This is a genomic window from Janibacter massiliensis, assembly GCF_900289115.1.
Taxonomy (GTDB): domain Bacteria; phylum Actinomycetota; class Actinomycetes; order Actinomycetales; family Dermatophilaceae; genus Janibacter_A; species Janibacter_A massiliensis.
The window spans coordinates 1433232-1452197 of the sequence record NZ_LT985196.1 but is presented as its reverse complement, the minus strand read 5'-3'; the positions used below and the strand labels follow the sequence as shown (position 1 = coordinate 1452197).

General features: G+C 70.6%; 13 protein-coding genes and 2 pseudogenes. 1 reads left to right on the top strand and 14 read right to left on the bottom strand.

Going from position 1 to position 18966, the window contains the following annotated elements; all coding sequences use genetic code 11:
- Positions 1-12 precede the first annotated feature (12 nt).
- The 7 genes from DAA34_RS07105 to DAA34_RS07075 all read right to left on the bottom strand — a co-directional run bounded on the left by DAA34_RS07105 (position 13) and on the right by DAA34_RS07075 (position 11775).
- Positions 13-3537, bottom strand: coding sequence for an error-prone DNA polymerase (locus DAA34_RS07105; RefSeq protein ID WP_106818227.1), 3525 nt, complete (start codon positions 3535-3537; stop codon positions 13-15).
- A gap of 12 nt (positions 3538-3549) precedes the next feature.
- A complete protein-coding gene (locus DAA34_RS07100; RefSeq protein WP_106818226.1) occupies positions 3550-5118 on the bottom strand; it encodes a DNA polymerase Y family protein in 1569 nt (522 codons plus the stop codon).
- Positions 5102-5770: a hypothetical protein gene (locus tag DAA34_RS07095; RefSeq protein ID WP_158707663.1), complete on the bottom strand. Its 669-nt coding sequence runs from the start codon at positions 5768-5770 to the stop codon at positions 5102-5104. Before DAA34_RS07095 ends, DAA34_RS07100 begins: the two co-directional genes overlap by 17 nt.
- A gap of 183 nt (positions 5771-5953) precedes the next feature.
- Positions 5954-7636 carry an energy-dependent translational throttle protein EttA gene (gene ettA / locus DAA34_RS07090; protein WP_106818224.1) on the bottom strand — a complete coding sequence of 561 codons (1683 nt, stop codon included), beginning with the start codon at positions 7634-7636 and terminating at the stop codon, positions 5954-5956.
- 48 nt (positions 7637-7684) lie between these two features.
- Positions 7685-8266, bottom strand: a complete 582-nt coding sequence (locus DAA34_RS07085; RefSeq protein WP_106818223.1) for a single-stranded DNA-binding protein — start codon at positions 8264-8266, stop codon at positions 7685-7687.
- A 141-nt stretch (positions 8267-8407) separates the two neighbouring features.
- Positions 8408-10069 carry a GTPase gene (locus DAA34_RS07080; RefSeq protein WP_106818222.1) on the bottom strand — a complete coding sequence of 554 codons (1662 nt, stop codon included), beginning with the start codon at positions 10067-10069 and terminating at the stop codon, positions 8408-8410.
- The gene (locus DAA34_RS07075; RefSeq protein ID WP_106818221.1) at positions 10066-11775 is read right to left on the bottom strand and encodes a dynamin family protein; all 1710 of its coding nucleotides are present in this window, start codon (positions 11773-11775) and stop codon (positions 10066-10068) included. Before DAA34_RS07075 ends, DAA34_RS07080 begins: the two co-directional genes overlap by 4 nt.
- 115 nt (positions 11776-11890) lie before the next feature.
- On the opposite strand from DAA34_RS07075, the gene DAA34_RS12125 reads away from it, so the two are divergent.
- Positions 11891-12127 (top strand): hypothetical protein, encoded by a 237-nt coding sequence (locus DAA34_RS12125; RefSeq protein ID WP_158707662.1) that lies wholly within the window; start codon positions 11891-11893, stop codon positions 12125-12127.
- On the opposite strand, the gene DAA34_RS07065 is transcribed toward DAA34_RS12125, so the two are convergent.
- The 7 genes and pseudogenes from DAA34_RS07065 to DAA34_RS07035 all read right to left on the bottom strand — a co-directional run bounded on the left by DAA34_RS07065 (position 12120) and on the right by DAA34_RS07035 (position 18773).
- Complete coding sequence (locus DAA34_RS07065; RefSeq protein ID WP_234354150.1) at positions 12120-13118, bottom strand: integrase core domain-containing protein; 999 nt, start codon at positions 13116-13118, stop codon at positions 12120-12122. The genes DAA34_RS12125 and DAA34_RS07065 overlap by 8 nt on opposite strands.
- Complete coding sequence (locus tag DAA34_RS07060; RefSeq protein WP_106818218.1) at positions 13067-13384, bottom strand: helix-turn-helix domain-containing protein; 318 nt, start codon at positions 13382-13384, stop codon at positions 13067-13069. The genes DAA34_RS07065 and DAA34_RS07060 overlap by 52 nt, the downstream gene beginning before the upstream one ends.
- 292 nt (positions 13385-13676) lie before the next feature.
- A complete protein-coding gene (locus DAA34_RS07055) occupies positions 13677-14207 on the bottom strand; it encodes a hypothetical protein (protein WP_106818217.1) in 531 nt (176 codons plus the stop codon).
- Positions 14208-14660: 453 nt separating this feature from the next.
- Positions 14661-14954, bottom strand: a pseudogene (locus tag DAA34_RS07050) (transposase); the annotation flags it as partial.
- A gap of 4 nt (positions 14955-14958) precedes the next feature.
- On the bottom strand, positions 14959-16398 hold the full coding sequence (locus tag DAA34_RS07045; protein ID WP_456077580.1) for an IS30 family transposase: 1440 nt from the start codon (positions 16396-16398) through the stop codon (positions 14959-14961).
- A gap of 50 nt (positions 16399-16448) precedes the next feature.
- Positions 16449-17422, bottom strand: a pseudogene (locus DAA34_RS07040) (IS3 family transposase); the annotation flags it as partial.
- A gap of 64 nt (positions 17423-17486) precedes the next feature.
- The gene (locus DAA34_RS07035; RefSeq protein ID WP_158707661.1) at positions 17487-18773 is read right to left on the bottom strand and encodes a S1 family peptidase; all 1287 of its coding nucleotides are present in this window, start codon (positions 18771-18773) and stop codon (positions 17487-17489) included.
- Between the last annotated feature and the right edge of the window lie 193 nt (positions 18774-18966).

The window sequence follows — 18966 nt, the reverse complement described above, 5'->3', positions numbered from 1 at the left end:
GGAGCCGTCCCCTCACCGGAAGTTCCTCGACCGGGTCGGCGCCCGCAGCCGGAGCTCATCGATCCGGTCGGCGAGGAGGTTGACCGCCCCGTCCCGCTGCTCGAGGATCCCCCGCACGACCATGGCCGCAGCCGTGCGCGAGACCGGACGGTGCCGGTCGTAGACCCCGACCGAGCAGATGACGTTGATCATCCCCGTCTCGTCCTCGAGGTTGACGAAGGTCACGCCACCGGCGGTCGCCGGGCGCTGCCGGTGGGTGACGACCCCGGCGACGCAGATCCGCCGTCCGCTCTCGACCCCGGGCAGGTCGACCGCCCGGACGACCCCGCGCGCGTCGAGCTCGGCCCGGACGTGGGCGACCGGGTGCTCCCCCGTCGCGACGCCGGTCGACCACAGGTCTGCGACCGTCTCCTCGGCCGGTGACATCGCCGGCAGGGGCGGGGCGAGGAGGTCGGGCAGGTCGAGCTCGAGCTGCCCGGGCCGCTCGAGCGCCGCGCGCCCGGCCCCCCACAGGGCCTCCCGCCGGCCGAGACCGAAGACGTCGAACGCGCCCGCGGTGGCGAGCGCCTCGACCTGCGGCGCGCTCAGCGCCACCCGCCGCGTGAGGTCGACCAGGCTCGTGAAGTCCCCGCCCTCCTCACGCGCGGCGACGATCCGCTCGGCGGTCGCGACGTCGAGGGAGGTCACCGACGCCAGCCCGAGCCGCACGGCGAGGTTCCCGTCCCGTCGGTGCCGCGCCAGGTCCGGCGGCCTCCCGGCAGGCCCCGCCCGGTCGAACGCGGGGACCGGGGGCTGCTGCTCCAGCGTGCACGTCGGCTCCCCCGTCGGAGCGACGAAGCCCCATGCCCCCGCGCCGGCCTCGATGTCGACCTCCGGCTCGCCCGCCCACCGCGGGGCGCCGTCCAGCGGTTCGAGGTCGGCGTGGACGCCGGAGCGGTTGATGCACGGGGACCGGACCTCGACCCCGTGGCGGCGGGCGTCGGCGACGAGCGTCTGGGGCGAGTAGAACCCCATCGGCTGGCTGCGCAGCAGGCCGGCGAGGAACGCGGCGGGCACGTGGAGCTTGAGCCAGCTGCTCGCGTAGACGAGCAGGCCGAAGCTGAGGGCGTGGCTCTCGGCGAACCCGAAGTTCGCGAACGCCTCGATCTTGGCGTACAGCTCGTCGGCGAGCTCCCCGGTGATCCCGTTCTCGGCCATGCCGGCGAACAGCTGCTCGCGCAGGGTCGCGATCTTCTCGATCCCGCGCTTGGACCCCATCGCACGGCGCAGCAGGTCGGCGTCGTCGGCCGAGCAGTTGCCGACGGCGATCGCCATCTGCATGAGCTGCTCCTGGAACAGCGGCACCCCCAGGGTCCGCTCGAGGACCGGCACGAGCGAGGGGTGGAGGTAGGTGATCGGCTCCTCCCCCGTCCGGCGGCGGATGTACGGGTGGATCGCCCCGCCCTGGATCGGGCCGGGACGGATGAGCGCGATCTCGACGACGAGGTCGTAGAAGCACCTCGGCAGCAACCGGGTCAGGGTGCCGATCTGGGCCCGGCTCTCGACCTGGAAGACGCCGATCGAGTCGGCCCGGCACAGCATGTCGTAGACCCCGGCCTCCTCCTTCGGGATCCGCTGGAGGGTCCACGCCTCGCCCAGGTGCCGCGCGAGGTGGTCGAAGGTGTGCTGGATGCACCCGAGCATCCCCAGCCCGAGCAGGTCGAACTTCACCAGGCCCATCCAGGCGCAGTCGTCCTTGTCCCACTGCAGGATCGTCCGGTCCTCCATCCGCGCCGGCTCGATGGGGCAGACCTCGCTCACGGGACGGTCGGTGAGGACCATCCCGCCGGAGTGGATCCCCAGGTGACGCGGGGCGCCGAGGAGCTGCTCGGCGAGGTCGACGACGGGCGCGGGGATCTCGACCTCGCCCGCGACGACCCCGGTCCACGCGTCGATGGTCTTGCTCCACGCGTCCTGCTGGCCCGTGGAGTGGCCGAGCGCCTTGGCCACGTCCCGCACCGCCGAGCGGGGCCGGTAGGTGATGACGTTCGCGACCTGCGCGGCATTGAGCCGGCCGTAGCGCCCGTACACCCACTGGATGACCTCCTCGCGGCGGTCGGAGTCGATGTCGATGTCGATGTCCGGCTCCTCCTCCCGGGTCGTCGCGAGGAAGCGCTCGAAGGGCAGGTCGTAGTAGATCGAATCGACGGCGGTGATGCCCAGGGCGTAGCAGACGGCCGAGTTGGCGGCCGATCCCCGGCCCTGGTGGAGGATGCCGCGCGAGCGGGCGAACGCCGCGATGTCGTGGACGATGATGAAGTAGCCGGGGAAGTCCTTCTCCTCGATGACGGCCAGCTCCCGTTCGATCCGGGCATGGTGCTCGGGCGTCGCGTGCGGGTAGCGGACCGGCATGCCGCGCCGGACGAGCTCCCGCAGCCAGTCCATCGGGGTCCACCCCGGGGGGACGTGGTGGCGCGGCAGCCGCGGGGAGACCTTGCGCAGGGCGAAGGCGCACTCCTGGGCCACCTCGACGCTGCGCGCGAGCGCACCGGGCACGTGCCCGAAACGGGCGTGCATCTCCTCCCCCGAGCGCAGGTGAGCCGCGCCGAGGCCGGCGATCCAGCCGTCGAGCTCGTCGAGGCTGCGGCGGGCCCGGACGGCGGCGACGACCTGGGCCAGCCGCGTCCGGTCCGGGCGGGCGGCGTGCGCGGCCGTCGTCGCGACGACGGGCACCCCGACCCGGTCGGCGATCACCACGAGGGCGTCGTTGCGGGCGTCGTCGAGCGGCATCCCGTGGTGGGTCAGCTCGACGAGGACGTGCTCGCGACCCCAGCGGTCGACGAGCTCGTGGAGCGCCCGGGCCCCGGCATCGAGGTCGAGGGTGCCGTGCAGACCGTCCCCGAGCGCCCGTCGCACCGCACCCTTGCGGCACCCGGTGAGGACGACGACGTGCCCGGCGAGGGTGTCGACCAGCGCGTCGCGGTCGTAGCGGGGGCAGCCCTTCTCCCCCGCGAGCTGTGCGGTGGTGATCGCGGAGGACAACCGGTGGTAGCCCTCGGCGCCACGGGCCAGGAGGAGCAGGTGCTCCCCGACGGGATCGGCCTCCCCGTTCTGCGGGGCGGGCAGGTCGAGGGAGAGCTCGGAGCCGAAGACGGTCGGCAGGTCGTGGGCGGCCGCGGCCTCGGCGAAGCGGACTGCCCCCTGGAAGCCGTCGTGATCGGTGATCGCCAACGCGTGCAGACCGAGGGCGACGGCCTCCTCGACGAGCTCCTCCGGGCTGCTCGCGCCGTCGAGGAAGGAGAACGAGGAGTGGGCGTGCAGCTCGGCGTAGGGGTGTCCCGGGATGTGCCGGGAGAGCGAGGGGGGTCGGTAGGCGTCCCGCTTGCGTGACCACGCGGGACTGTCACCGCCGTCGCCGCGCGCGGTGGCCAGTCGCCCGACCACCGAGGCGTGCCCCGAGGTACCGTCCGCGGCGTCTCTCGTCGGGCGTGTCGGCGAGGCGTCGGACAGGACCCGCTCGAGATCCGCCCACCGCTTCGGCGGGTTGGAGAACCCCATCAGATGACCAGGTCAGTCATAGCGTGCCTCGCCCCACCACCGGCCGCCGTCATGGACGAGCAGCCACGCGTCCCCGTCGACGCCGACGACCTGGAGCCGGGCGGCCCGCCGCGCCTCGCCGGGGGCCCACCAGCGTTCGTCGACCTCCCACGGCCCGGCCCACGACTGCAGCGGCCGGAGCGGGTGGGGGTCCACCTCCCACGACACCGGCGAGGCCGACAGGGCGCCCCGGTCGGTGACGGTGACAAGCCGGCCGCCGCGGTCGAGCACGCGCGCCGGGACCGGGTCGGTGAACACGGTCGCGGGCGCCGGTGGCGGGATGCGACCGGGCCACGGACCGGGCCGCTCGGCCGTCGGCAGCGCATCTCCCCACGGCAGGAGTCGCTGGCGCTCCGAGGGCGTCCGTCCGCCGCCCAGGACCGGCAGGCCGATGGCGTCGTGGCCGAGCATCCCTTGGATCCGGGCGGCGGCCCGGCGGACGTGGTGGTCGTCCCGGTCCCCCCACAGCCCGTCGGCGACGTCGCTCGTCGCCACGACCTCGTCGGGCACGAACCGGACACCGACGACGGGAGCACCCGGAGGCTGCTCCTCGAGCTGCCAGGCGAGCCGGTCGAGGACGTCCCGAGGCTCGAAGAAGCGGGGGTGGGCCCAGCGCTGCTCGACCGGCGGCCCGTCCTCGACGGCGACCTCGATCCACATCGCGGTGCAGACCTGCTCCAGGTGCGCCAGGTCGGCGACGAACCGCTCGGCGGCCTCCTCGCACGAGGCGACGACCTGCTCGGCCCGGCGCAGCGGGGTGTCGAAAAAGGTGGAGACCTCGTGCGGCACGGGCTCGGCCCGCGGGGTGAAGGCACGATCCTCGATGCCCCGCGCGCGGCGGTGGCAGGCGACGCCGAGCGCACCGAAGCGTTCGCGGACGGCCGGCTCGGGCAGGAGCGCGAGGTCGCCGAGGGTCCACAGCCCGAGCCGGCGCAGGAGGTGGGCAAGCTCGGGCTCGTCAAGGACGTCGATGGGCAGCGGTGCGAGGAACTGCGCGGTCGTCTCCGACGGGACGACGAGAGTGTCCTGCGCGGGGGCGCGGCGGGCGGCCTGCTCCGCGGCGAAGACCGTGTCCGCGACCCCGACGCGCACGTCGTCGACCCCGTGCCCAACGACTCGCTCGGCGAGGATCGCCCCGACCGCAGCCTCGCTCCCGTGGACCCGGACCGCGCCGTCGACCCCGACGGTCGCCGTGCCCGGACGGGGGACGTGGACGTGCGGGACGACGTCGGCGACGAGGTCGACGAGCGGCCCGAAGACCCGGGCGTCGAGCTCGGGGTCGTGGGCGAGGGTGAGCAGGTCCGGGCAGCGGGACTGCGCCTCCCGGACGCGCAGCCCCCGGCGGACTCCCTGGGCGCGGGCCGCGGTCGAGCACGCGTGGACGACCCCCGCGGCGACGAGCGCCACCGGGGTCGACTCCCCCACCGGGATCCCGGAGGAGGCGACCGCCCGGACCGGCCAGTCGGGGCACCACACGACGAGCCGGCGCCGGGCGTGGGCGACCGCCGCCGTGAGCCGGGACGGTTCAGCTGGCGAGCGCACCCGTCACCTCCTGCTCCCGGGGCAGGAGGAGCCCACCCGTCGGGCCCTGCGCGATCTCCACCCGCACCGGCCGCGCCGATCGGGGGGTGACGTGGACGTCGAGGGTGCGCGAGGACAGGCGCCCGCGACCGGTGTCGATGCCGTGCCAGCGGGTCGTCGACGCCGTGAGGGTCGCTTCGAGGCCGGGCCACCGGAGCGGTGTCGGGGAGCTGATGACGAGCGCGGCGCCGGAGGTGCGCAGGCGGGCGTCGATCCGGGCGATCGCCGCCGGTGCGGGCACGGCGGGCGGTGCCAGGAGGAGGATCTGCACCGACTCGACGAGGGTCGCGACGACCTCGGGCCACCCCTGCCCGCCGAGGTCGGGCACCCACACCGTCCGCCCCGGGTCGACGCCGAGCGCGGCCGCGGCCTCGACCCCGAAGGTCGGCATCCCGGCGACGGCGCACCAGCCGCCGTCCCGGCCGACACCGCCGAGCAGTGCGGCGGCGAGCGTCCCCGAGCCGACGACGAGGTAGGTCGACCCCGCCAGGAGCCCGGCGGGCAGGAGCGCCCGGACGACGGGGTCCGTGGGCAGCGCGGACCGGGCCGGGCGGGTGCCCTCCATGGCCTGCACCCGCGCCCGCAGCGCCGCCGTCACATCTGCCCGATCCACGACATCATTCGAACACTCGTTCGAACAGGTCGTCAAGGCGGTGGGCGTCGTCCCCGGCTCGCCCTCGTCGACACCCCTCCCGCACACCGAATCTGCTCGTGGTCACCGGATCCGGTGACCACGAGCAGATTCACGAGGCGCGAGCGCCGAGGGTCGTCGCCCCCACCCTCCGCTGCGCGGGCGTCAGTCGCGGGTCAGCTTGCGGTGGGTGACCCGGTGCGGGCGCGCGGCGTCCTCGCCGAGCCGCTCGACCTTGTTCGCCTCGTACGCCTCGAAGTTGCCCTCGAACCAGTACCACTTCGCCGGGTTCTCCTCGTCGCCCTCGTAGGCGAGGATGTGCGTCGCGACACGGTCGAGGAACCACCGGTCGTGGGAGATGACCACGGCGCAGCCGGGGAAGTCGAGCAGCGCGTTCTCCAGGCTGCCGAGCGTCTCGACGTCGAGGTCGTTCGTCGGCTCGTCGAGCAGGAGCAGGTTGCCGCCCTGCTTGAGCGTGAGCGCGAGGTTGAGGCGGTTGCGCTCACCGCCGGAGAGGACCCCGGCCTTCTTCTGCTGGTCCGGTCCCTTGAACCCGAACTGGCTGACGTACGCCCGGGACGGGATCTCGACGTTGCCGACCTGGATGTGGTCGTGCCCGCCGGAGACGACCTCCCACAGCGTCTTCTCCGGATCGATGCCACCACGGGACTGGTCGACGTAGGAGATCGAGACGGTCTCGCCGATGTCGACGGTGCCGGCGTCCGGCTCCTCGAGCCCGACGATCGTCTTGAACAGCGTCGTCTTGCCGACACCGTTCGGGCCGATGACACCGACGATCCCGTTGCGCGGCAGCGTGAACGAGAGGTCGTCGATGAGGACCCGGTCCCCGAACCCCTTGCGGAGGTCCTTCACCTCGATGACCTTCGACCCCAGGCGCGGGCCCGGCGGGATCTGGATCTCCTCGAAGTCGAGCTTGCGCGTCCGCTCGGCCTCGGCCGCCATCTCCTCGTACCGCGCCAGACGCGCCTTGCTCTTCGTCTGTCGGGCCTTGGCGTTCGAGCGGACCCACTCGAGCTCGGACTGCAGTCGCTTGGCGAGCTTGGCGTCCTTCTTGCCCTGGATCTGCAGTCGCTCCTGCTTCTTCTCCAGGTAGGTCGAGTAGTTGCCCTCGTACGGGTAGAGCCGGCCGCGGTCGACCTCGGCGATCCACTGCGCGACGTTGTCCATGAAGTACCGGTCGTGGGTGACCGCGACGACGGCGCCCGGGTAGCTGGCCAGGTGCTGCTCGAGCCACAGGACCGACTCGGCGTCGAGGTGGTTGGTCGGCTCGTCGAGCAGGAGCAGGTCCGGCTTCTGCAGCAGGAGCTTGCACAGCGCGACGCGGCGCCGCTCACCACCGGACAGGACGGTGACGTCCGCGTCCGGCGGCGGGCAGCGCAGCGCGTCCATCGCCTGCTCGAGCTGGTTGTCGAGGTCCCACGCGTCGGCGTGGTCGATCTCCTCCTGGAGCTTGCCCATCTCCTCCATGAGCGCGTCGAAGTCCGCGTCGGGGTCGGACATCTGCTCGGAGATCTCGTTGTACCGGTCGAGCTTCTGCTTGATCTCGCCCGCGCCCTCCTGGACGTTGCCCAGGACGTCCTTCTCCTCGTTGAGCGGCGGCTCCTGCAGGAGGATGCCGACGGTCGCCCCCGGGGCCAGCCACGCCTCGCCGTTGCTGGGCTGGTCGATCCCGGCCATGATCTTGAGGATCGTCGACTTCCCGGCGCCGTTGGGGCCGACCATGCCGATCTTCGCGCCCGGGAAGAAGGACATCGTCACGTCATCGAGGATGACCTTCTCGTTGTGCGCCTTGCGCGCCTTGACCATGGAGTAGATGAACTCAGGCATGGCGGCAGGCTACCGAGAAGCACGGCCGGCCCCGAACCGGCTGCGGCGTCAGGCGACCGGCACGAGCGGGCCGCGGTCGGGCTCCAGCGCCTCGTCCGCGATCGTCTCCGTCGCGGCCTCGTCGACGTCCGGTCCGCCGTGGAGCTCCCCGTTCTCGTCGACGAGCTCGTACCCCTCCTTCATCAGCGCCTTCGAGGTCTCGTCGAGCGCCTCGTGCACCTCGCGCACCGCAGCGTCCCCCATCCGGTCGCCCTCGGGAACGGTGCTCGCCCGAGAGGACTTGGTGAACTCGCTCGTGCCCCGGCACAGGTCGTGCCCGACGGCGGTCGCCTCGATCTCGACCGAGGTCCCCCACGACTGGTCCTCGCGCTGCCAGGTGCTCACCCGCTGGCGGCCCTGGACGATGACCGGGTCGCCCTTGCGCAGCGACGCGGCCAGGTTCGTGGCGAGGCTGCGGAAGGCGGTGACGCTGTAGTAGCTCGTCTGGCCGTCCTCGTAGAGCCCCTCGCGGTTGCGGAACCGCGGCGTGGAGGCGATGCGGAAGGCGGTGAAGGGGATGCCGCCCTTGGTCTGGCGGGACTGCGGCTCGGCGACGAGGTTGCCGAGGATGGTCACGTGCGTCTCGAACACGGTCTGCTCCGTCCGTCGTGGCGACCCCGGTGGTCGCCGTCAGGACGAGGGAACCGGAGACGCCGCAGCCGCCGCACCGGGTGGTGCGGCGGCTGTGGACGGAAGGAGCGGGCACGCGCCCGCTGTGGACGGCCGGATCGGTCAGCGGCGGCCGGCGGCGACGTCGAGCCGCTCCCGGGTCAGGGCGTGCCGCTCGAGGACCAGCGTGACGGGCTCCACGATCCGCTCGTCGCTGACCCCGGAGACGGCCGAGCGCAACCGGCGGTCGACGGCCTTCGCCCGTCGACGTGCACCGGTGGCTGCGAGCCACCGCCCGATGGCCGCGAGCAGCAGCCCGCCCAGCAGCCCGCCGACGAGCATGATCGCCGGCGTCGCGAACACTCCGAGGACCTCGAACGTCGGGATCGCGGGCAGCTGGAGCCACGCTGCGCCGGCCACGGCGACGAGCCACAGGAAGCCCGCGACCGCGATCACCGCGAGCAGGACCTGCAGCGCGCCGAAGACCGACCACCACATCGGCTTCCGACCCCGCAGCGGGGTCCGCAGCACGGCCTGGTCGAGCGCATCGGCGACGTCGGCGCTCGGCGGGGCGGCCGCGTCACCGACGGCGTCGGCCCAGCGCTGCGGCAGACCCTCCCCGGCCGCGTGGCCCAGGCGCCGGGTCGCGAGCTCGACGGCCGAGCGCGCCGCGGGCGTGGGCGGCGGGATCGAGCTGCGACCCAGGACGGAACGGACGTCGGCATCCGTGATGTCCGGGGCACCCTCCGCCGTACGGTCCAGCCGCAGGCGCTTCAGGGGCTGAGGCTTGAACGCGCGGACCCACCGGGTGAACGGCCAGCCCGTGTGACCCCATGCCTCCATGCGGAAGTCGCGGGCGACGGCGTCGACGACCGTCGGGATCCCCGCGGAGCGGGCCAGCGCGTCGACGAGCTCTCGCCGCGGCAGGTCCTCGGCGGAACGTTCGCCGTCCGCAACCCCGGTGCGCAGACGCGTCGCCGCCGTGGCGACGTCCGTCGACAGGCGCACCCGAGCGGCCTGGGCCCCGGAGACGGCGTTCGCCAGCCGGTCCTTCAGCTCCTCGACACCCAGGCCGGTCGTCGCCGACGTCGCGACGATCCGCGCATCCGGCACGCCGTCGGCCTCGAGCAACCGCTGGAGGTCGGCGATGCACTGCTCGCGCTGCTCGGGGGTGAGCCGGTCGGCCTGGTTGAGGACGACGACCATCACGGCGCCGTAGTCGCGCAACGCCTTGACGTAGTCGTCGTGCAGCCGCGCGTCCGCGTACTTCTGCGGGTCGGTCACCCAGACGAAGACGTCCGAGAGCTTGATGACCCGCTCGGCCTCCTCGCGGTTGCGGGTCTCGCGCGAGTCGAAGTCGGGCAGGTCGAGCAGGACGAGACCGTCGAGGTCACGCTCACCGTGGTCCTGGCTCTTGGGGACCATGTGGCGCTTGCCCACCCCGAGCCACGTGAGCAGCTCCCCGGCCGGCTCCATGCCCCACACCGCCGCGGTCGGGGTCGAGGTCGTCGGCCGGCGGACGCCCGGCTGGGCGACCTCCGCCCCGACGACGGCGTTGAACAGGCTCGACTTGCCGCTGCCCGTCGCCCCGGCGAGGGCGACGACGGTGTGGCTGCCGACGATGGCCGTCCGCTCGTCGACCTTGCGGACGATGCGCTCGGCGTCCTCCACCGCAGCCGCGTCGAGCTGGCCGTTGCCCAGCTCGATCGCGTCCGCCAGGGCGCGGGAGCGCGCCTCGAGCCGGCTCGGGTCGAGGGTGGTGTCGGTGGTGGTCCGGGGGGTCACGAGGCCTCCTTGACCGCGGCGACGGCGTTCTCGAGCTTGCGGACCTGACGGTCGTTGACGGCGACCTCGTCGATCGCCTTGCCGTACCGGGCCTGCTCGCCGTCGTAGAGGTCGGCGACGTGCTCCAGGAGCAGCCGGCGACCCTTGGCGGCCATCTCGCGGACGGCCTGGTCGCCGAAGACGGCCTCGAGGACCTTCTGCGCGAGGACGGTCGTGCCCCCGGCGATGCCGATCTCCGCGCCGGTGAGGCCGGCGGTGTGGGAGAAGACGATGAGCATGAGGAACAGCCCGATCCCGTTGACGCCGTACGCGGCGATCCGGGCGTTCGTCCGGCGGTTGCCGCCCTCGGCTCGGATGAGGTCGAGCAGCTCGCCCTGCCACTCGCGGATGATCCGGTCGACGCGCGGGGGGAGCTCGGTCGAGGAACGGGTGAGGTCCGGGTGCCGAGCGACGATCGCCTCGCCGGCCTCCGAGCCCCGCCACGTGCGGGTCGTCGTGGCGGCCGCGTCGTCCGCGTGGGCGAGGATCAGCTCGGCGACCCCCGAGTGGAGCGCCTCGTCGAGGTTCTGCTGCGCGGCGGGCTGGCCCTTGACCGCCGACGTCAGCCGGTCACGCAGCTTGGCCACGCCGGACTCGATCTTCTTGAGGAACTCCCCCGTGCCGACGTACTCCTGCCAGCGGGCGAGCACCTCTCCACGCAGCAGCTGACCGTCGGCGACGCCCTTGCGGACCCCCTCCTCCGCGGCGGCGTACGCCGTGTCGGCGGTGCTCCGCAGCGTCTCGGCCTCGGTCTGCTGGAGGCGCGCGGCGGCGACGAGCTCGTCGACACGGACGTCGAGCGAGCTGAGCGCGCCGCTGAGGGTCTGCCGGATGACGATCGAGCGGGCCCGGGTGTCGCTGGCGAGCGCGCTCAGCCAGCCGCGCAGCCGCGCGATCGCCTCGTCGGGCAGGAGGCCGTTCTCCTCAAGCTCGGTCTCGGGGACGGTGAAGACGGGCGAGGTGCCCAGCCCCTGCTCGCGCAGCATGTCGGTGAGGTGCTCGCGGATGTCGCCCATCGCCTCGCGGGGAACCCGGTCGAGGACGATCGCCACGGCCGTTCCGCGGTCGGCAGCCTGCCGCAGCAGGTCCCACGGGACGGCGTCGGCGTACCGCGCCGCGGTCGTGACGAACAGCCACAGGTCGGCGGCGCTGAGCAGCTGGCGGGCGAGACCACGGTTGGCGGCGACGACGGAGTCGATGTCCGGCGCGTCGAGCAGGGCCATGCCCGCGGGCAGCTCGCTGGACTCGACGAGGCGGACGGTGTTCGGCTGGCCCTCCTCGGTCTCCTGCCCGGTGACCCGGCCGAGCTCGGGGAGGATCCGTTCGTTGCGGAACCACCGCAGGTCCTCGGGGTGGTGGATGAGGACGGGGCTCGTCGTCGTCGGCCGGAGGACGCCAGCGCGGCTGACCTCGCGGCGAAGGATGCTGTTGACGAGGGTCGACTTGCCCGCGCCCGTCGAACCACCGATCACGGCCAGCAGCGGCGCGTCGATCGACTCCAGGCGGGGGATGACGTAGTCGTCGAGCTGACGAAGGAGCTCCGCGCGGTTCGCCTTCGCCTCGGCGGTGCTCGGCAGGTCCAGCGGCAGCTGCGTCCGATCGACCTCGTCGCGAAGCGTCTGGACGCTCGCGAGGAGGCGACTGGTATCGGGAGCGGCAGCGGTCATGAGGGGGATTCTATGGCCCGACCGATTCGCACCCACCGATCGTCACGGCGCGCCGTCACCTGCGGCGACGCTGCGACCCCGGCCGGACTCGGACCTGCACCTGTAGGACGGTGGCGTGGCGCTGACCGATCTTCGACAGGCTCTCCCCCGTCGGCGTGCATCCGCTGCGCCTGCAATCCAGGCACCGCACCCACTGCGGGCGGTCGAGCAAGCCCACACTGACGTCGAGCGCATGCCCGACCACGGCACTGCCCAGACCGCTCTCGCGCCGCGCCAGATCGACCGGACGCGGCCCGCCGGCAACCGCATCTACATCCACGCCAACACCCTCATCGTGTCCCGCGTCAAGTAGTTGGCAGGATTTCCTGGTTCTGAAAGTTGGGGATGTTCGGGTCGGCCATGCCCAGGTGCACCTCCTTGGGCCGGTTCCAGGCGATGGCCTCGTGCGGGCGGACCTGGTTGTACTCGATGCGGTAGTCCTCGGCCCGTTCGGCCAGCATGACGGCGTCGTCGATCTCGTCGATGAACAGGCGTTCGTACTTCAGCGTCCCGAACCCTCGCTCGCGTGATCCGTTCTGCCCCGGCGACTTCACGCGGGTGCGGACGTGCGCCAGCTCGGGATGGAGCTCGATGAACGCCTCGAACCGGAACGAGCGGAACGGGTCACCGTTGTCGGTGACGATCGTGACCACCGGCAGCACCTGCCCGGTCTGCTCATCGACCGGGCAGTCATCGACCATCGGATGCCCGAAGAGCTCTGCGTAGTCAGCCAGCGCGAGCTCGACCGCATCGATCGCGTCGTGCTGGTTGGCCGTCGGCGACACATGGAACGGGTACTCGTACTTGGACCAGTAGTCCCGGCACCCCGCGATCCGCCACGTCCCGCCCGTGGTGGTCTCGAACTCGCTGAAGTCGAGGCGCCAGACCTGGTTGGGCCCGGTCGGCTCCTTGGCGAACGCAGCCTTGCGACGCTCGGCGAGCTTGCGCCGTTCGCGCTGGTATTGATCCGGCAGGATCAAGCCGTGGTCTCGCAACCGCCGCAGAACCGTCGCCTCCGACACCGCGTGCCCGTCGTAGCGAACCATCGCCCAGATCTTGCGGTGGCCCCAGAGCGGATGCTCCCGGGCGTGCTTGTCGATCAGCTCGGCCGCAGCATCGCGGGCCGGCTGCGGCCACGGACCCTTCGCCCGTCGGCCAGCACGAGCCTTGGCCTGCCACCGCCGCCAGGTCCGTTCGGGGATGGCGAACTTTCTGCACCACCTCGCGGTCGACATCCCCGACTCGACACGAATCACCTCAAGGTCCTCGAAGGGCCCAACCGGCCCTCCGCGCTCTTCTTCCACACCCGGATCTCGACCGCAGCCTCACCCAGCGCCTGCGTCAGATCCTCGACCTGCGCCTCCAGCTGCTCCTCCCGCGTCGACGGGCCGGACCGACCCGCCGCCAACGCCGCTTTCCCCGCTTCAAGGAAGTCAGCCTTCCACCGGCCGATCGACTGCTCGCTGACCCTTTCCCGCCGAGCAGCCTCAGCGATCGACAGCTCACCGGCAAGCACACTCAGCACGATCCGAGTCTTCGGCTCGGCCGGGATCGCAGGGGGTCTACCCATGTTCAGACTCTCCTTCAAGACCTACATAACGGCCCTGCTACAAAGTCTGACGCGCGACAATCCCACCCCACCACCCCGCTGACCGGCGACTACCGGGCCGTTGCCCACCACGTCGCGACCGCCTGCGTGACCCCCACGACAGTGGCCCAAGCCAGCTGATCAGTAAGGAGCCCCGCCGCGGTTTGCGCCTTCGGCCGGGCGGCCCGTCACGCCCACGAGCGCACTTCGATACGTCGTCGTCCACCGCGCACCGGCATCGCACGGCACAACCATTACCTCCGGGCCGGACCGATCAGACGGCCCCACCAGCGCCTCCGATGCCGCCAGGTATGCGACCTAAGTCGAAGAACTCGACGGGGTGGGTGTCGCGGGAGAACCCCCGAGCCTCATAGGCCAAAAACTCGCGATAGCACTCCTGAGGGGTGGACACAACGCTCTCGTCATTACCATCCACCGTTGCCAGGAACGGCACGCCACCGCTACGAAATCGGTCCGCGATCTGCGGAAGGAGAGACACGTACAGGCGAACCGCCAAAATTCCGCCGTGCACGCCGGTGGCGATGAATAGATAGCCAGCATCACTGCCGATCCATTCAAGATCAGACATCAGGTCAGCCGCTGCATCGAGCCCCTTCGCCGGGTACGGGTACTCGAACTGGTCCATCAAATAATGCTCGAGACGCTCCTGAGTCTTGATACCGTCGAATTTAAGTTGGAAGACCCTCATGCCTCTTGATCGACCCCAGTCCGCACACTCCTTCATCCGCTCACCGGCCACGCCGATGTAGATCGACCAGAGGTGGGCATCATCGAAGTGCATCACGGCCAGATCTTAACGGGACGGCTACTGTGATCCCAGTAGTAGATCGCTGTGGGGCTGGCTGGATCTCCCTCGATGATGACCCGATGCCGGGCAACTACAGAGGCACCCGTCCGTCGGCGCAGTCCAGTCCACGACCGTCGCGTCCCGCTACCCCTCTCACACCCCGCCGCACCTCTCATCTGGCGACCGTCGGGCCGTGGGCACCTACCTCGCTGAAGTGGGGTCGCACGCGCCAGGCTGAAGGCGTCCGCCGGGCTCACTATCGGGCTGGCCCTCCACAATGGGGCGAGCGCTCGGCTGCCGTGCGAGGAGGCGCGGGGGGTGGCCATTGCCCACCCCCCGGGCCTCCTAACGGACGGGGACCTGATCGATGTGGTCAGTTAGTTGTCCACGGCTGGAAATTCCCGAATTCGGCCATGAGCCTTACCCCCGGATCTTGGACACGGGGTGTGATTACGCGGCGGTTGGCAGCGTAGCGGCCCGGCGGGCCTCGTAGGTGGACGGGGAGAGGTAGCCGCACCAGCTGTGACGGCGGCGGGTGTTGTAGCGGACGAGCCATCTGAAGACCTGCCGGCGGCAGGTCAGCTCGTCGGGCCAGCAGGCGGTGTCTTGGAGGACCTCGCGCTTCATCGTGGCGTTGAACGACTCCGCGAGTGCGTTGTCGGCCGACGAGCCGACGGCGCCCATCGACTGGGTGACGCCGAACTTCTTGCAGAGCTGGGCGTAGGCCTTGGAGCAGTAGACGGCAGGTTCAACCAGTCGATGCAACACCGTGTTGTTGAAGGGAGCGTAGTTGCTCTTCGAAGACCTCGGCGGGGGTCTTCCACCCGAGGACCTTGCGGGGCCTGTTGTTCAGTGCGTATGCGACGGCTTCGAGGTCCTCGGCCGACCAGCGGGACAGGTCGGTGCCCTTGGGGAAGTACTGCCGCAGAAGCCCGTTGGTGTTCTCGTTGGTCGGCCGCTGCCAGGGCGAGTGCGGGTCGGCGAAGAACACCTTGGTGCCGGTCGACAGCGCGAACGTTGCGTGGCCGGAGAGTTCCTTGCCGCGGTCCCAGGTGATGGTCTTGCGCAGCTGCTCGGGCAGCGTGGTCATCGATCTGGTGAGCGCGGCGTTCATCGCTTCGGCTCCGTAGCCACCCAGGGCCGGCCCGTTCTTCACGTGCGGCTTCTCGCCCCAGCCCTCCAGCCGCGGCAGGTATACGAGCAACGCGCTCCGGCTGCTGCGTTCGACGAGGGTGCCGATCGCTGACCTGCCGGTGCCGATGATCAGATCGCCCTCCCAGTGACCGGGTACGGCACGGTCATCGGCCTCGGCCGGACGCTCGGACAGGACGACATCAGCGGTGACGTGCCCTTGCGCCTTGTTGCGCGTACGGGCCCGCGGCCGCCGCAGCGCTCGACCGGTGCGCAGGCAGGCGACCAGCTCGCGCTGGAGCGCGCCACGCCCCTGGATGAACAGCGACTGGTAGATCGCCTCGTGGCTGATGCGCATGGACTCATCATCGGGGAAGTCGACCTTCAGCCGCTGTGAGATCTGCTCCGGGCTCCACGCCGTCGACCACGGACGATCCTGGCGGTGCGGCTTGTTCAGCCCCTTCCACGCAGGCGGTCTCGGACCCTCGACGGGCGTGCCGTCAGGTCCCCGGACGCTGCCCGCGAGCCGTTCTTGGACGTACTGCCGCAACCGTTCGTTCTTGACGAGTTTCGCGGTCTTGGGGCGCTTGGCCGCCTGCTGAGCCTTCCACTGCGCCACCCCCGCCCGGTACTCCAGCTTCCCGCCACGGGTGGCGGCGTTGCGGCGCAGTTCGCGTGAGATCGTCCCCGGGTCACGACCGATCGCGTGGGCGATCTGGCGCACTCCCTGACCTCGGGCGCGCAGGATCGCGATCTCCTCGCGTTCCTCGAAAGACAGGTAACGGCCCGTGGGCTCGGCCAGACAGATCGGTGGCATGCCGCCAGCGTGACGAAACCAGCGCGAGCCCACCGGCACGGACACGCCCACCCTCACCGCAGCCTCGGCCGAGGTGATGCCCGTGGCGATCAACCGCCAGAACTGTCGCTGCACCGCCCGCGAGGGCTCGGGCCGTCCAGGCGAACGCATTGGCGGGCGCAACGCCCGATCCGCACGCCACTGCCGACGAAGCCCCTCCGGTACATCGCTGGTCTTCCTACGCCAGTCGCTCGTCGCCATCCCTGAACACCTCCATGATCGAGGTGTTGCGACGACCAGTTGAATCCGCCGACCGACCCGTGGTCGCTGTGGAAGATCGCGCCCTTGAGGCTGTCTCGGGTCGCGGACGCGACGTTCAACGCTTCCTCGACGAGTTCGGTGCGCATGTGGTCGGCGATCGCCCAGCCGGCGAGCCGTCGGGAGTAGCAGTCGATCACGGTCGCCAGGTACAGGTTCGTCCCGTCCGCGAGCGGGAGGTAGGTGATGTCGCCGACGTAGCGCCGGTTGGGGCGCTCGGCGGTGAAGTCGCGCTGGAGCAGGTCGGGGTACTTCTGCCCCGACGGCTCGGGGATCGTGGTCCGCACCCGCCGCCTCTTCACATAGCCACGGATGCCCTCGGCCCGCATCACCCGCGCGACGCGCTTGTGGTTGACCCGCTCACCGGCAGGGGTGTTGTCGTTGAGCTCGGCGGTGATCCGCGGCGCACCGCAAGTGTTGTCCTCGGCGTGGACGGCCCTGATCCGCTCCGCGAGCTCGGCATCGGCCCGAGCTCGCTCTTCGCGTGCCGGGGCTGCCTTGAGCCAGGCGTAGTAGGAGGAGCGCTCGATCTCGACGAGCTCGCACAGTCGCTTCACCTCGAAGGTGGCGGAGTTGTGGGCGACGAACTGGAAGCGACTCACCAGCGCGTCTCCCCGGCGAAATACTTGGCCGCCCGCTGCAGGATCTCCCGCTCGGTGGTCAACTTCGTCGTCTCGACCTCGAGCTCGTCGACCCGGGCTTCGAGCCGGGCGATCTTCTGCTCCGGCGTCTCATCCGCGGGTTCTGACGGGCTCGCCAATGGGGTCTTGGACCGCAACGGGTTGGAGGTCAGCGTTCCGTCGGCGGCGGTCTTCTTGCCGGTCCCGTAGACCTCGAGCCAGTGGCGCAGCGTGCCGCGCACGATGCCGAGGTCCTCGGCAATGCCGCGGACCGTGGCCCCAGGGGTGGACTCGTACAAGTCGACGGCCTGACGGCGGAACTCCTCGGAGTAGTTCTTCCTGGCCATGATTCTCGGATCATCTCGCTTCCCCAGCAGCAGATGCTGGATTCAGCGTGTCCAAGAACCGGGGTCAGGCCCCCATCATGTGCACCGGCGAGTAGACCGAGCGGTTGTCTCGGTTCGATACCTTCCCCGAGTGCACGCCAACCGCGGAAGCGCTTCGCCACCACGGACCTCCACTGTCACCAGGCGCCGAGACATTGGTACTAACCGCGACCAGCCCAGACCCCCCGTAATGGCCAAGGTTGATCGAAGGCTCGTCAATGGTCGAACAGGAGTGTTCGGTCGTCCTGCCGAAATGACACACCCAAGTGCCCTTGGGCAGACGGTGCCGATAGTAGGCGCCCACTTCACGCTTGTCGGTGTACGTGATGTACGTCGAGGGGTACGGATCTCTCGTTTCCGGAATGCTCAGGTAGGAAAAATCGGGCGTGATCAATCCGAAATAGACTCGGTTTCCGTAGTACATCCCCGTGGTGCGGGTCCAGTCGTCGACGCCGCGCGCCTGGTAGACGTCTTGAGACGCCCCGCTAAGGACCGGGCAGTGACCAGCCGTCGACAGGAACTTCTCACCGGTAACTCGGTGACGCACGACAAAGCCGGCAGTGCACCCGCTCGCGACGAGAGTCCCGCCTCCTCGGATCGTGTGGTCCTCGTACGCGTCGTCCTCATGGTCAGTTAGCGTGCGTTCGATAGGAGCCAGGGAGGCACCCTCCGGCAACGTGCCAATAGCGACCTCCATCTCCGCATCAGACGCAGCCGCGTCCTCCCGGACTACGATTCTGAACTTCTGGGTCTCGCTCTCGAACGAGACCTGGGCGAGGCCCACAACCGGCCGGAGCGAGCCTTGGATCCGGTCCAGCCATCCTTGGACGTCCTCCTGGGGCAGAGCGTCACCCGCGGAGACGTCAACGTCAGCCGACGCCGAAGCGACCTCATCAAGAGCCTGCGCGGGTACGGAGTCATCGAAAACGACCTGCGCCGGTTCGTCAGTCGTAGACATGACCATTCCGGCATAAGAGTCCGGATACGACGTCGCTAACCGCGCATCCAGTTCGATCAGGTCCTGCTGCTCGTCCACGGTGTCGACCACGTCCTCTACCGGACGATCGACCTGCTCTGCAATCCGAAGCGCGTCCTGCACTAGCGGCGCTTCGACGTTGTCCAGCGGCGCCGCACCAGCCCGCAGGACATTCGCTTTCCCTTCGCGCTGCTCGACCCACGTGCGGATTCGATCACGCTTCGACTTCTCAGAGGATGCGCCTCTGACGAGTGCATCCAGCTGCGGCCTGCGCGGCTCGTGGGCCCGGTGGGAGAGCACCTTCCGAATCCCGTGCGGGGCGCGCGCCTCCGCCACGTCAGCCGATGCGATGCCCGATCAGAAAGTAAGTGAAGTGACAACGACCGCTGCCCCTAGCCCCGCGGTTAGTGACCTGGCTCTCATGACGCCTCCCCCTGTGGATTGAGCCCGAACCCCTCGGGCCCCACTGACAGTACCGCCTAAATCGAATCGCCGGGGCTTGGAACCGATCGACAGCCTCAGACGTCTT